Below are 16,159 nucleotides of genomic sequence, written 5' to 3'. Positions count from 1 at the left end.
GATATGTCGGGCCCGGACGACCAGATCGTCAACGCGCTGCGCGCCTCCCTCAAGGAGAACGCGCGGCTGCAGCAGGAGAACAGCAAACTCGCGGCGGTCGCTGCCGAGCCCATCGCCATCGTCTCCATGGCCTGCCGGTACGCGGGAGGCATCCGCACCCCCGAGGACCTGTGGCGCGTGGTGACCGACGGCACAGACGTCTACACCACGTTCCCCGAGGACCGCGGCTGGGACCTGGAGGGCCTCTACCACCCCGACCCGGACAACCCCGGCACGACGTACGTCCGCGAGGGCGCCTTCCTCCACGAGGCCGCCGAGTTCGACGCCGCCTTCTTCGGCATCTCGCCGCGTGAGGCCCTCGCCATGGACCCGCAGCAGCGCCAACTGCTCGAGGTGACCTGGGAGACCCTGGAACGGGCCGGCATCGACCCGCACTCCGTGCGCGGCAGCGACATCGGCGTCTTCGCCGGCATCGTCCACCAGGACTACGCCCCTGACCTCAGCGGCCACGAGGGCTACCTCAGCCTGGAACGGGCCCTGGGGACCGCGGGCGGTGTCGCCTCCGGCCGCGTCGCCTACACCCTCGGCCTGGAGGGGCCCGCGGTCACCGTCGACACCATGTGCTCGTCCTCCCTCGTCGCCATCCACCTCGCCAGCCAGGCGCTGCGCCGCGGCGAGTGCTCCATGGCGCTCGCCGGCGGCTCCACCGTGATGGCCACCCCCGGCGGCTTCGTCGGCTTCGCCCGCCAGCGCGGCCTCGCCTTCGACGGCCGCTGCAAGTCCTACGCCGCCGCCGCCGACGGCTCCGGCTGGGCCGAGGGCGTCGGCGTCGTCCTCCTGGAGACGCTGTCGCATGCCCGGGAGCGCGGCCACCGCGTCCTCGCCGTCGTCCGCGGCTCGGCCGTCAACCAGGACGGCGCGTCCAACGGCCTGACCGCCCCCAACGGCCCCTCCCAGCAGCGCGTCATCCGCAAGGCGCTGAGCAGCGCCGGGCTGAGCACCTCCGACATCGACATGGTGGACGGCCACGGCACCGGCACCGTCCTCGGCGACCCCATCGAGGCCCAGGCGATCCTCGCCACCTACGGCCAGGACCGTCCCGCCGGACAGCCGCTGCGGCTGGGCTCCGTGAAGTCGGTCATCGGCCACACCCAGGCCGCCTCCGGCGTCGCCGGCGTCATCAACATGGTGCAGGCCATGCGCCACGGCCTGATGCCGGCCAGCCGGCACATCGACGCCCCCACCCCGCAGGTCGACTGGTCGTCCGGTGCCGTGGAGCTGCTCACCGAGGCCCGGGAGTGGCCCGAGACCGACCGGCCGCGCCGCGTCGGCGTCTCCGCCTTCGGCGCCAGCGGCACCAACGCCCACCTGATCCTGGAACAGGCCCCCGAGGAGGACGCGCCGGCCGCCGCCGTCACCCCGGGCGGCGCCGTGCCGCTGGTGGTGTCGGCGGCCTCCGCCGCCTCGCTCACCGGCCAGGCCGGCCGACTCGCCGCCTTCCTGGACGGCACGGACACCCCCCTCGCGGCCGTCGCGGGCACCCTCGCCACCCGGCGAGCGGTGCTCGGCGAACGTGCCGTCGTGGTCGCGGAGACCCGCGACGAGGCACTGGCCGCGCTGACCGCCCTCGCCCGCGACGAGCAGGCCCCCGGAACCGTCCGGGGCACCGCCGGCGCCGCCGGGGCCGGCAAGACCGTCCTGGTCTTCCCCGGCCAGGGCACCCAGTGGATCGGCATGGGCCGCGAACTCCTCGGCACCTCCCCGGTGTTCGCCGAGCGGATCGAGGAGTGCGCCCGGGCCCTGGAACGCTGGGTGGACTGGGACCTCAAGGCCGTGCTGCGCGGCGACGCCGACACCGGCCTGCTGACCCGCGTGGACGTGGTGCAGCCCGCGAGCTTCGCCGTCATGGTCGGCCTGGCCGCCGTCTGGGCGTCCGTGGGTGTCGTACCGGACGCGGTGGTCGGTCACTCGCAGGGCGAGATCGCCGCCGCCTGCGTCGCCGGCGCCCTCACCCTGGACGACGCCGCCCGCATCGTCGCCGTCCGCAGCCAGGTCATCCGCGGCCGGCTCGCCGGACTGGGCGGCATGGCCTCGGTCGCGCTCACCGAGGACGACGTCACCGCCCGGCTGGAGCGCTGGGCCGGCCGGGTCGAGGTGGCCGCCGTCAACGGCCCGGCCTCCGTCGTGATCGCCGGTGACGCCGAGGCCCTCGACGAGGTCCTGGACACCCTGGAGGACCAAGGCGTGCGCGTACGGCGCATCGCCGTGGACTACGCCTCCCACAGCCGGCACGTGCAGGCCGTGCAGGAGGCCCTCACCGAGGCCTTCGCGGACATCCGGGGCCGGGCCCCCGCCATCCCGTTCCTGTCCACCGTCACCGGCGAGTGGGTCCGTGACGCGGGCGTCCTGGACGGCGGCTACTGGTACCGCAACCTGCGCCGGCAGGTCCGTTTCGGCCCCGCCGTCGCCACCCTCCTCGCCGAGGGCCACACGGTGTTCGTCGAGTCCAGCGCCCACCCCGTCCTCGTCCAGCCGGTCACCGAGATCGCCGACGCGGCCGACGCCGTGGTCACCGGCTCCCTGCGCCGTGACGACGGGGGCCTGCGCCGCCTGCTCACCTCCATGGCCGAGGTCTTCGCCGGCGGCGTGGCCGTCGACTGGAAGGGCATCCTGCCCGAGGCGGCCCGCACCGCCCACGTCGACCTGCCGACGTACGCCTTCGACCGCCGCCGCTACTGGATCCAGCTCACCCCCAACGGCGGTGACGCCGCCTCCCTCGGCGTGACCGGCACCGACCATCCGCTGCTCGGCGCGGTGGTACCGCTGCCGCAGACCGACGGACTGGTCCTCACCTCCCGGCTCTCCCTGCGCACCCACCCCTGGCTGGCCGACCACGCCATGCAGGGCGTCGTCATCGTCCCGGGCACCGTCTACGTCGACCTCGCGGTGCGCGCCGGCGACGAGTTCGGCTGCGGCACCCTGGAGGAACTCGTCATCGAGGCGCCGCTGGTGCTGCCCGCGCAGGGCGGCGTCCGCGTCCAGGTCGCCGTCGGCGGCGCCACCGGGAACGGTTCGCGCGCCGTCGACGTGTACTCGCTGCGGGAGGACGCCGGCGAGGACGGGCACGGCGAGTGGACCAGGCACGCCACCGGCCTGCTGTCCAGCGCACCCGCCCGATCCACGGCGCCCGCCGCCGACTTCACCGCCTGGCCGCCGCCCGGCGCCGAACCCGTCGCCATCGACGACTTCTACGGCGCCCTGGTCGCCCGCGGCTACTCCTACGGCCCCGCCTTCCAGGGCCTGCGCGGTGTGTGGCGGCGCGGCGAGGAACTCTTCGCCGAGGCGGCCCTGCCGCAGGACCACCGGGAGGACGCCGACAAGTTCGCCATTCACCCGGCGCTCCTCGACGCGGCCCTGCACACCAACGCCTTCGCCAACCCGGACGACGACCGCAACGTCCTGCCGTTCGCCTGGAACGGCCTCGTCCTGCACGCCGAGGGCGCCTCCGCCCTGCGGGTACGGGTCGCGCCCGCCGGCCCCGACGCCCTGTCGTTCCAAGCCGCCGACGAGACCGGCGACCTGGTGCTGACCATGGACTCCCTGGTGTCCCTGCCGGTCTCCGCCGAACAGCTCGGCGCCGCGGCCGGCGGGAACCAGGACGCCCTGTTCGCCGTCGACTGGGTGCCGCTGCCCGCCGCCGAGGGCGTCTCCACCGCACCCGCCTGGGTGCCGGTCGCCGACGCCGACGCCGTGCGCGCGCTCACCGCCCGCGAGAGCGTGCCCGCCGCGGCGATCCTGGACGCCTACAGCGACGGCGCCGACGCCCAGACCCTGACCTGCCGCGTCCTGGACGTCCTCCAGGCCTGGCTGACCACACCCGGTCTCGAAGCGGCCCGTCTGGTGGTCGCCACCCGGGGAGCGGTGCCCGCCGGCGGCGACGCCACTCTCACCGACCCGGCCGGCGCGGCCGTGTGGGGCCTCGTCCGCGCCGCGCAGGCCGAGAACCCCGACCGGGTCGTCCTGGCCGACCTCGACCCGGCCACCGCCACCGGGGCCGGCCCCGTCCTCGGGCAGCTCCTCGCCACCGGCGAACCACAGCTCGCCGTGCGCGGCACCGCCCTGTCGGCACCCCGCCTGGTCCGCGCGGAGCAGACGGCCACGGCCGGTTCCACCGGTTCGGCGGACACGGCCACGGCCGGTTCCACCGGCACGGCGGACCCCGCCACCGCCGCCCAGGCCCCCGCGGTCGGGCCCGTGCCCGCGTTCGACCCCGACGGCACCGTCCTGATCACCGGTGGTACCGGTTCGCTCGGCGCGCTCGTCGCCCGGCACCTGGTCCAGCGGCACGGCGTACGCCACCTGGTGCTGGCCGGCCGGCGCGGTCCCGACGCCACCGGTGCCGCCGCTCTCACGGCCGACCTGACCGGCCTCGGCGCGGACGTCTCCGTCGTCGCCTGCGACGTCTCCGACCGGGACGCGGTCGCCGCGCTGCTGCGCGACCTGCCGGCCGCGCACCCGCTGACCGGTCTGGTGCATCTCGCCGGCATCCTCGACGACGGTGTGATCAGCGCGCTCACCGAGGAACGGATCGCCGGGGTCTTCGCCCCCAAGGCCACCGCCGTACGGCATCTGGACGAGCTGACCCGACAACTCGCGCCCGCCCTGCGCTCGTTCGTGGTGTTCTCCTCCGCCGCCGCCCTCCTCGGCTCCGCCGGCCAGGGCAACTACGCGGCTGCCAACGCCTTCCTGGACGCCCTCATGGCCCACCGCCGCGCGGCCGGGCTGCCCGGCGTCTCCCTGGCCTGGGGCCTGTGGGAGCAGAGCGCCGGTCTGACCGCGCACCTCAGCGAGACCGACCAGGCCCGCATGAGCCGCGGTGGCGTCCTCGCGCTCACCGCGGACGAGGGTCTCGCCCTCCTCGACACCGGTCTGCACGCCGACCGGGCCCTGCTGGTCCCGATCAAGCTGGACCTGCGCGCGCTGCGCTCCGACGCGGCCTCCGGCGGCACCGTGCCGCACCTGCTGCGCGGCCTGGTCCGGGCCGGCCGGCGCTCCGCGCGGGCCGCCGCCGGTGACGGCAGCGCTCTCCTGCGCCGCCTCGCCGGCCTCGCCGAGGCCGAGCAGGAAGCCGTCCTGCTGGGCGTGATCCAGGCCGAGGCCACCGCCGTCCTGGGCTTCAGCGGTCCCGAACTCGCCCAGGGCACCCGCGGGTTCGGCGACATCGGCTTCGACTCGCTCACCGCGATCGAGCTGCGCAACCGGCTGTCCGCCGCCACCGGCGTCACGCTGCCCGCCACGCTCATCTTCGACTACCCCACGCCGGTGGCACTCGCCCGCCATCTGCGCGAGGAACTCGGCGAGAGCGCGGCCGGCGCCGCCGCCCCCACGGTCGTCGCCACCGACCCGGACGAGCCCATCGCCATCGTCGGCATGGCCTGCCGGCTGCCGGGCGGCGTCACCGACCCGGCCGGCCTGTGGCGGCTGGTCCTCGACCGCCGCGAGGGCATGACGGGCTTCCCCGACGACCGCGGCTGGAACCTGGACGAGCTGTTCGACGCCGATCCCGACAAGGCCGGCACCTCCTACGTCCACAAGAGCGGATTCCTCCAGGGCGCCGCCGAGTTCGACGCCGACTTCTTCGGCATCTCCCCCCGCGAGGCGCTGGCCATGGACCCCCAGCAGCGGCTGCTGCTGGAAGCGACCTGGGAGGCCCTGGAGAACGCCGGCATCGACCCCGGCTCCACCCGCGGCGCCGACATCGGCGTCTTCTCCGGCGTCTCCATCCACGACTACCTGGAGTCCCTCAGCAACATGCCCCCCGAGCTGGAGGGCTACGTCACCACCGCCACCGCGGGCAGCGTCGCCTCGGGCCGGGTGTCGTACGTGTTCGGCTTCGAGGGTCCCGCGGTCACCGTCGACACCGCCTGTTCCTCGTCGCTCGTCGCTATGCACCTGGCGGCCCAGGCACTGCGGCAGGGCGAGTGCTCGCTGGCGCTGGCCGGCGGCGTCGCCGTGATGGGCTCGCCGATCGGCGTGCTAGGCATGTCCCGCCAGCGCGGCCTCGCCGCGGACGGCCGGGTCAAGGCGTTCTCCGCGGGCGCCGACGGCACCGTCCTGTCCGAGGGCGTGGGCATCGTCGTCCTGGAACGCCTGTCGGAGGCCCGCCGCAAGGGGCACCAGGTGCTCGCGGTGCTGCGCGGCAGCGCGGTCAACCAGGACGGCGCGTCCAACGGCCTCACCGCCCCGAACGGCCCCTCGCAGCAGCGGGTCATCCGCCGGGCACTGGCGGCTGCCGGTCTGGCCGCCTCCGACGTGGACGCCGTGGAGGCGCATGGCACGGGCACGGCGCTCGGTGACCCGATCGAGGCGCAGGCCCTGCTCGCCACCTACGGCCGGGACCGCGAACAGCCGCTGTGGCTGGGCTCGTTGAAGTCCAACATCGGGCACACGCAGGCCGCCGCCGGTGTCGCCGGCGTCATCAAGATGGTCCAGGCGCTGCGCCACGGCGTCCTGCCGCCCACCCTCAACGTCACCGAGCCGACCCCGCAGGTCGACTGGTCGGCCGGGGCCGTCGAGCTGGTGACCGAGGCCCGGCAGTGGCCCGAGTCCGGCCGTCCGCGCCGGGCCGGTGTCTCCTCCTTCGGCATCAGCGGTACCAACGCGCACCTCATCCTGGAGCAGGCACCCGAGGAGCCGGTCACACGACCGGCGGACCGGGCCGACGGCCCGGTGCCGCTGGTGGTGTCGGCGGCCTCCGAGGGCTCACTGACCGGACAGGCGGAACGGCTCGCCGCCCGCACCGCGGACACCGACGCGTCGCTCGCGGACATCGCGGCCGCCCTCGTCACGCGCCGGGCCACGCTGTCCGAGCGGGCCGTGGTGCTCGCCGGGTCCCGCGCGGAGGCGGTGGCCGGGCTGGCCGCGCTGGCGCGGGGCGAGTCGGCCGCCGGGCTGGTGACCGGCGGTGCGGGCGCCGCGGGACGGACGGTACTGGTCTTCCCCGGCCAGGGCTCGCAGTGGACCGGCATGGGCCGGGAACTGCTGGAGACCTCACCGGTGTTCGCCGAACGGGTCGAGGAGTGCGCCCGAGCCCTGGAACCCTGGACCGACTGGGACCTGAAGGCGGTGCTGCGCGGCGAGGCCGACGCCGCTCTCGTCGCCCGCGTCGACGTCGTCCAGCCGGCCAGCTTCGCGGTGATGATCGGCCTGGCGGCCGTGTGGGCGTCCGTGGGTGTCGTACCGGACGCGGTGGTCGGGCATTCGCAGGGCGAGATCGCCGCCGCGTGCGTGGCCGGAGCGCTGTCACTGGACGACGCGGCCCGGATCGTCGCCGTACGCAGCCGGGTGATCGCCGGTGAACTCGCGGGCCGGGGCGGCATGGCCTCCGTGGCCCTGCCGGAGGCCGACGCCGCCGCCCGGATCGCCGCGTGGGACGGCCGGGTCGAGGTCGCCGCCGTCAACAGCCCCTCGTCGGTGGTCATCGCCGGCGACGCCGAGGCCCTGGACGAGGCGCTGGCCGCGCTGGAGGCCGAGGGCGTGCGCGTCCGGCGTGTCGCCGTGGACTACGCCTCCCACACCCGGCACGTCGAGGCCATCGAGAACACGCTCGCCGAGGCGCTCGCCGAGGTACGCGGGCAGGCCCCGTTGGTGCCCTTCTTCTCCACGGTGACCGGCGAGTGGGTGCGCGAGGCGGGCGTCCTGGACGGCGGCTACTGGTACCGCAACCTGCGGCAGCAGGTCCGCTTCGGACCGGCGATCGCCGCCCTCCTCACCGAGGGCCACACCGTGTTCGTCGAGTCCAGCGCCCACCCCGTCCTCGTCCAGCCGGTCAACGAGATCACCGACGACACCCGCGCCGACGCGGTCGCCACCGGCTCCCTGCGCCGCGAGGAAGGCGGCCTGCGCCGGCTGCTCACCTCGATGGCCGAGGTCTTCGTCAAGGGCGTCCCCGTCGACTGGACCGGTGTGCTGCCCGAGGGCGCCGGTGAGGCACACGTCGACCTGCCGACGTACGCCTTCGACCACCGCCCCTACTGGCTCAGGACCGCTCCGGCCACGGGCGCCGCCTCACTCGGCCAGGCCTCCGCCGACCACCCCCTGCTGGGCGCGGTCGTCCCGCTGCCCCAGTCGGACGGGCTGGTCCTCACCTCCCGGCTCTCCCTGCGCACCCACCCCTGGCTGGCCGACCACGTCGTCGGCGGGGCGGTCGTCGTCCCGGCCACGGCCCTGGTGGAACTGGCCCTGCGCGCCGGCGACGAGGCCGGCACCGCCACCCTGGAGGAGCTGACGGTCGAGACACCGCTGCTGCTGCCCGAGGACGGCGGCATACGCGTCCAGGTCGCCGTCGGCGGCCCCGACGAGACCGGCGCGCGGACCGTCGACGTCTACGCGGCCGGCGAGGACCCCGAGGCCGCCGCCTGGACCCGGCACGCCACCGGACGGCTTGCGCACGCCCCACTCACCACGCCCGGCACGAGCGCCGACCTGACACTGTGGCCGCCGACCGGCGCCCGCCCCGCCGACATCGACGAGTTCTACGACGACCTGCTCCGCCTCGGCCACCCGTTCGGCCCCGCCTTCCGCGGCGTACGGACGCTGTGGCGGCGCGGCGACGAGGTCTTCACCGAAGTCGCCCTGCCCGAGGAACAGCGCGCGGGCGCCGAGCGGTTCGGCATCCACCCCGCGCTCCTCGACGCCTCCGTGCAGTCCGGGCTGCGGCACGCGGCCACGGCCGACCCGGACGGCGGCGACCAGCGGCTGTGGCAGCCCGCCGCCTGGCAGGGGCTGACCCTGCACGCCACCGGCGCCACCACGCTCCGCGTGCGGCTCGCCCCCTCCGGGGACGGGCGCCTGTCGCTGGAGGCCACGGACGGCACGGGCGGCCTCGTCGTCACCCTGGACGCCCTGGGCTTCCTGCCGGTGGCCGCCGACCAGTTGACGCCGGCCCCCGCCGACGGCGGTCACTCCCTCTACCGCGTCGACTGGACCGACCTTCCCGCGCCCGACTCCGACGGGCAGCAGGTGCCGCCGTGGGTGCCGCTGTTCCACGCGGACGAGGTCGGCATCCTCGCCGGCGCGGCGACCGGCCCGATGGTCGCCGTCGTCGAGGCCGTCACCCCCGACGGCACCGCCGAGGGCACCGCGGACGGCGCGCTGTCTCTGGCCAACCGGATGCTGGCCATGCTCCAGGCGTGGTTCGCCGCACCCGGCCTGGACGAGTCCCGCCTGGTGGTCCTGACCCGGGGCGCCGTTCCCGCCGGCGGCGACACCGCGGTGACGGACCCGGCCGGCGCGGCGGTCTGGGGGCTGGTCCGCGCGGCCCAGGCCGAGAACCCGGGCCGCGTCGTCCTGATCGACACGGACACCGACCCCGACATCGCCTACGGCACCACCGTCGAACCGCTCCTCGCCACCGTCCTCGCCTCCGGGGAACCGCAGGTGGCGGTGCGGGAGGCGGCGCTGTCGGTGCCGCGCCTGGTGCGGGCGGAGCCTTCCGAGGGCGAACGGTCCGAGGGTGAGTCGAGTGTGTCGTTCCGTCCGGGGGGTACGGTCCTGGTGACGGGCGGTACGGGTTCGCTCGGTGCGCTGGTCGCCCGTCATCTGGTCGTACGGCACGGGGTACGGCACCTGGTGCTGGCCGGCCGGCGCGGCACGGAGGCCGAGGGCGCGACGGAGCTGGTGGCCGAACTGTCCGGCCTGGGCGCCGAGTCGGTGTCCCTGGTGGCCGCCGACGTGTCCGACCGTACCCAGGTGGCACAACTGCTGGAGTCCATCCCGGCCGAGCACCCGCTGACGGGTGTGGTCCACACGGCAGGCGTCCTGGACGACGGCGTCATCGGCGCCCTCACTCCGCAACGGATGGCGGGCGTCTTCGCCCCCAAGGCCGACGCCGCCGCCCACCTGGACGAGCTGACCCGCACCCTGGACCTGACGGCGTTCGCCGTCTACTCCTCCGGCGCCGGCCTGTTCGGCTCGGCGGGCCAGGGCAACTACGCCGCCGCCAACGCCTACCTCGACGGCCTGATGGCCCGCCGCCGCGCCGCCGGCCTGCCCGCGGTGTCCCTGGCCTGGGGCCTGTGGGAGCAGGACACCGGCCTGACCGCCCACCTCAGCGAGACCGACCAGGCCCGCATGAGCCGGGGCGGCGTCCGCGCCCTGCCCCCCGAGGAGGGCCTCGCCCTCTTCGACGCGGCCCTCGGCGCCGGACAGGCCCTCCTCGTCCCGATCAAGCTGGACCTGCGGGCCGCCCGCGCCGACGCCGCCTCCGGCGGCACCGTGCAGCCCCTGATGCGCGGCCTGATCCGCGTCACCCGGCAGGCCGCCCGGACGGCCACCGCGGACCGAACCGGCGGCGGCCTGGCCGACCGGCTCGCCGGACTCGGCCCGGACGAGCAGGAAGCGCTGCTCCTCGACATCGTCCGCGGCCAGGTCGCGGCCGTCCTCGGCCACGCGGGTGCCGACCAGGTCAGGGCGGAGAAGGCGTTCAAGGACGCCGGCTTCGACTCCCTCACCTCCGTCGAACTGCGCAACCGCGTCCGCGAGGCCACCGGCCTGACCCTGCCGACCACCGTCGTCTTCGACTACCCGACCCCCCTCGCCCTCGCCCGCCATCTGCACAGCCACTTCGGACACGTCACCGCGGCACCCGCCGCCCCGGCCCCGGCCGTCGCCGCGGCCGACCCCGGCGAGCCGATCGCGATCGTCGGCATGGCCTGCCGGCTGCCCGGCGGCGTCACCAGTCCCGAGGGCCTCTGGCAGCTTGTGGCGGAGGGCCGGGACGCGATGTCCGGCTTCCCGTCCGACCGCGGCTGGGACCTGGACGGCCTGTTCGACTCCGACCCGGGACGGGTCGGGACCTCGTACGTCGACCAGGGCGGCTTCCTCCACGACGCCGGCCTGTTCGACGCCGGCTTCTTCGGCATCTCGCCGCGTGAGGCGCTGGCGATGGACCCGCAGCAGCGGCTGCTCCTGGAGACCTCGTGGGAGGCGCTGGAGCGGGCGGGCATCGACCCGACCTCCCTCAAGGGCACCGACGTCGGCGTGTTCTCCGGCGTGATGACCCAGGGCTACGGCTTCGGCGGCGAACTCCCGCCGGAGCTGGCCGGGTTCACCGCGACCGGGTCCGCGGGCAGCGTGGCCTCCGGCCGGGTGTCGTACGTCCTCGGGCTCGAAGGCCCCGCCGTGACCGTGGACACCGCGTGCTCCTCGTCCCTGGTCGCCCTCCACCTCGCGGCGCAGGCCCTGCGCAACGGCGAGTGCTCCATGGCCCTCGCCGGCGGCGCGACCATCCTCGCCAACCCCTACACCTTCGTGGAGTTCTCCCGTCAGCAGGCCCTCTCACCCGACGGGCGCTGCAAGGCCTTCGCGGACGCCGCCGACGGCACCGGCTGGGCCGAGGGCGCGGGCGTGGTCGTACTGGAACGGCTGTCGGAGGCACGGCGCAAGGGGCACCGGGTGCTGGCGGTCGTCCGCGGCAGCGCGGTCAACCAGGACGGCGCCTCGAACGGCCTGACCGCACCCAACGGCCCCTCCCAGCAGCGGGTCATCCGCAAGGCGCTGGCGAACGCCGGTCTCTCGGTGGCCGAGGTGGACGCCGTCGAGGCGCACGGCACGGGCACGGTCCTCGGTGACCCGATCGAGGCGCAGGCCCTGCTCGCGACCTACGGCCAGGACCGCGAGGAGCCGCTGTGGATCGGCTCGGTGAAGTCCAACCTCGGCCACGCGCAGGCCGCGGCGGGCGTCGCCGGCGTCATCAAGACCGTCGAGGCACTGCGGCACGCGGTGCTGCCCCCCACGCTCCACGTCGACCGGCCCTCGACCGAGGTCGACTGGTCGGCGGGCGCGGTGGAGGTCCTCACCGAGGCCCGGGCCTGGCCGGAGACCGGCCGCCCCCGCCGTGCCGGCGTCTCCGCCTTCGGCGTGAGCGGCACCAACGCCCACGTCATCCTGGAACAGGCACCCGAGGAGGAGCCGGCCGCGAAGCCGGTGGCCCCCGCCGACGGTGTGCTGCCGCTGGTGATCTCGGCCCGCGGCGCCGACGCGCTGGCCGGGCAGGCCGGCCGGCTCGCCGAGTTCGCCGCCGCCACCGACGCCCCGACGGCGGCCGTCGCCGGAGCGCTCGTCTCCCGGCGGGCCGTGCTCTCCGAACGGGCCGTGGTCGTCGCCGGCTCGCGCGAGGAGGCGGTGGCCGGCCTCGCGGCACTGGCGGCCGGCGAGTCGTCGCCGGCCGTGGTCACGGGCACGGAGAGCAGCGGTGCCACGGTCATCGTGTTCCCCGGCCAGGGCTCGCAACGCCTCGGCATGGGACGCGAGTTGTACGACCGTCACCCGGTGTTCGCCCGTGCCTTCGACGAGGCCTGCGCCGCACTCGACGCACAGCTCGCCGGCTGGGCGGACCACCCCGTCAAGGACGTGGTCTTCGGCGAGGTCGGCAACGCCGGCGGCGGCCTGCTGGACCAGACCATCTTCACCCAGGCCGGGCTGTTCGCCGTCGAGTCGGCCCTGTTCCGGCTCGTGGAGTCCTGGGGCGTACGGCCGGACGTGGTGGCCGGACACTCGATCGGCGAGGTCGTCGCCGCGCACGTCGCCGGGGTGCTGTCGTTGACGGACGCGGCGGCGCTGGTCGCCGCCCGAGGCCGGCTGATGCAGGCCCTGGCACCGGTCGGCGCGATGGTCGCCGTGGCCGCGAGCGAGGCGGAGATCGCCGGTCACCTGGGTGCGGGCGTGGACCTGGCCGCGGTGAACGCGCCCGGCTCGGTGGTGCTCTCCGGTGACGAGGAAGCCGTCGTGGCCGTCGCCGAGAAACTGCGCGAACAGGGCCGCAGGGTCAAGCGGCTCACCGTCTCGCACGCCTTCCACTCGGCGCTCATGGAGCCCATGCTCGCCGACTTCACCGCCGCCCTGTCCGGGCTGACCTGGCACGAACCCACCCTCCCCGTCGTCTCCAACGTGACGGGCCGCCTCGCCGAACCGGGCCGGTTGACCGACCCCGCCTACTGGGTCGACCACGTCCGCCGTCCCGTCCGCTTCGCCGACGGCATCGCCGCGTCGGGCGGGTCGGTCTTCCTGGAACTCGGCCCCGGCGGCGCGCTGACCGGCGCGATCGCCCAGTCGGCCGGCGACGACGCGGTCAGCGTGCCCGCCCTGCGCGACGACCGCGGCGAGGCGCAGACCCTGCTGCTGTCCGTCGCGGAGCTGTTCGTGCGCGGCACGAACGTGAACTGGGCGGCCGTCCTCCCCGAGGGTGCCACCGACGCCCACGTGGACCTGCCGACGTACGCCTTCGACCACCGCCACTACTGGCTGCGGATGGCTCCCGCCACCGACGCGGTCGCCCTGGGCCAGGGCACGGCGGACCACCCGTTGCTGGGTGCGGTCGTGGAGGTCCCGGAGACCGGCGGGGTGCTGTTCACCTCCCGGCTGTCCCTGCGCACCCACCCCTGGCTCGCCGACCACGCCGTGGGCGGTGTGGTCCTGGTGCCCGGCACCGGGCTGGTCGAGCTGGCCGTGCGGGCCGGTGACGAGGTCGGCAGCGGAGTGCTGGACGAACTCGTCATCGAAGCACCGCTGGTCGTCCCGGAACACGGCGGTGTCCGGGTCCAGGTCGCCGTCGGCGGCCCCGACGACAGCGGACTGCGGACCGTCTCCGTCTACTCGGCCCGGGAGAACACCACCGGCGAGATCGACACCGACGCCTGGACCCGGCACGCCACCGGCACCGTGACGGCGTCGGCGGCGGACACACCCGCCTTCGACACCACCGTCTGGCCGCCCGCCGGAGCCGAACCCGTCGACCTCGACATCACCGCCTTCTACACGGACCTGCTGAGCCACGGCTACGCCTACGGCCCGGCGTTCCAGGGGCTGCGCGCGGTGTGGCGGCGCGGCGAGGAGATCTTCGCCGAGGTCGCCCTGCCGGACGAACAGCGCGACGAGGCCGCACGCTTCGGCCTCCACCCCGCACTGCTCGACGCGGCCCTGCACACGGACGCCTTCGCCCAGCCGGACGACGGGCACAACGTCCTGCCGTTCTCCTGGAACGGGCTGGAGCTGCACGCCGCCGGCGCCGCGTCCCTCCGGGTACGGATCACCCCCCGCGGAACCGACGCGCTCTCCCTGGTCGCGGCCGACGAGAACGGCGGTCTTGTCCTGACCGTCGACTCGGTGACCTTCCGCCCGGTGGACGTCGGACAGCTCGACGCCGCCGCGACGGCCGGCGAGGACCGCGACGCCCTGTTCACCGTCGCCTGGACCGACCTCCCCGCACCGGCCTCGACGCCGGACACGGCCCCCGCGTGGGCGCGGGTCGCCACCGCGGCCGAGGTGACCGCGCTGAGGGGCGAGGTGTCCGAGGCCGCCGTCCTGGACCTCCGGGGCACCGGCGACGGAGACGAGGAGACGCTCACCCGGACCGCCGCCGCCCTGGAGGTCGTCCAGGCGTGGCTCGCCGACGAGGACGCCGAGGACGCGCGGCTGCTGGTGGTGACCCGGGGCGCGGTACCCGCGGGCGGCGCCGCCACGGTGACCGACGCGGCCGGCGCGGCGGTCTGGGGCCTGGTCCGCGCGGCCCAGGCCGAGAACCCGGACCGCATCGTCCTGCTCGACCTGGACCCGGCCACCGACCCGGCCACCGACGAACCGTCCGACGGCCTCCTCGCCACCGTCCTCGCCTCCGGGGAGCCGCAGGTGGCGGTGCGGGAGGCGGCGCTGTCGGTGCCGCGCCTGGTGCGGGCGGAGCCTTCCGAGGGCGAACGGTCCGAGGGCGAGTCGAGTGTGTCGTTCCGTCCGGGGGGTACGGTCCTGGTGACGGGCGGTACGGGTTCGCTCGGTGCGCTGGTCGCCCGTCATCTGGTCGTACGGCACGGGGTACGGCACCTGGTGCTGGCCGGCCGGCGCGGCACGGAGGCCGAGGGCGCGACGGAGCTGGTGGCCGAACTGTCCGGCCTGGGCGCCGAGTCGGTGTCCCTGGTGGCCGCCGACGTGTCCGACCGTACCCAGGTGGCACAACTGCTGGAGTCCATCCCGGCCGAGCACCCGCTGACGGGTGTGGTCCACACGGCAGGCGTCCTGGACGACGGCGTCATCGGCGCCCTCACCCCGGAACGCCTCGCCCGGGTCTTCGCACCCAAGGTCAGCGCGGTACAGCACCTCGACGAGCTGACCCGCACCCTGGATCTGACCGCGTTCGCCGTCTTCTCCTCCGCCTCCGGCCTGTTCGGCTCGGCGGGCCAGGGCAACTACGCCGCCGCCAACGCCTACCTCGACGCGGTCGCCCACCAGCGCCGGGCCGACGGCCTGCCCGCCACCTCACTCGCCTGGGGCCTCTGGGAGCAGACCAGCGGCATGACCGCCCACCTGGGCGCCGCCGACCAGGCCCGCATGAGCCGGGGCGGTGTCCTGCCCATCGCCCCCGCCGAGGGCATGCGCCTCCTCGACGCGGCCCTGGCCACCGCCGAAGCACTCCTGGTCCCCATCAAGCTCGACCTGCGGGCCCTGCGCGCCGACGCGGCAGCGGGCCGCACCGTACAGCCCCTGTTGCGCGGCCTGGTCCGCACCGGCCGCCAACCGGTCCGCACCACCGCCGGGGACAGCGGCGGCGGCCTCACCCGCCGGCTCGCCGGACTCGCCCAGGCCGAACAGGAGGCCCTGCTCCTGGACCTCGTCCGCGGCCAGGTCGCGACCGTCCTCGGCCACGCCGGGGCGGAGAACGTGGGCCCCGAGACGGCCTTCAAGGACGCCGGGTTCGACTCACTCACCTCCGTCGAACTGCGCAACCGGCTCCGCGAGACCACCGGGCTCAAACTGGCCGCCACGGTCGTGTTCGACTACCCCAACCCGCTCGCTCTGGCCCGCCACCTGCACACGGAACTGGGCACCACCAACGACGCCCTGTCGCTGGTCCACGAAAAGATCGAGGACATCGACTCGCTGATCGCCGGACTGCTGTCCGACGAGTCCAAGAAGGCAGACATCGTGCTCCGCCTCCAGGGCCTGGTCGCGAAGTGCAACGGAGTGGTCGAGGAGACAGAGGGTTCCGCCGTGGCGGAACAGCTCGAATCCGCCTCCGCCGATGAGGTCCTCGACTTCATCAACGACGAACTCGGAATCTCCTGACCGTCACGTTTTCGCGGACCGTCAAACCCCCGGTGAGGAATGGAAG

Annotated in this window: 1 protein-coding gene; it reads left to right on the top strand. The window is 75.2% G+C overall.

Annotation, left to right across the window (positions count from 1 at the left end; translation table 11 throughout):
• Window positions 1-24 precede the first annotated feature (24 nt).
• Window positions 25-16,113: an SDR family NAD(P)-dependent oxidoreductase gene (locus D9753_RS04225; RefSeq protein ID WP_449455867.1), complete on the top strand. Its 16,089-nt coding sequence runs from the start codon at window positions 25-27 to the stop codon at window positions 16,111-16,113.
• Window positions 16,114-16,159 lie beyond the last annotated feature (46 nt).

It is taken from the genome of Streptomyces dangxiongensis (genome assembly GCF_003675325.1).
Classification (GTDB): domain Bacteria; phylum Actinomycetota; class Actinomycetes; order Streptomycetales; family Streptomycetaceae; genus Streptomyces; species Streptomyces dangxiongensis.
The sequence above is the reverse complement of the archived record's forward strand: the minus strand, read 5'-3'. Positions and strand labels throughout refer to the sequence as shown.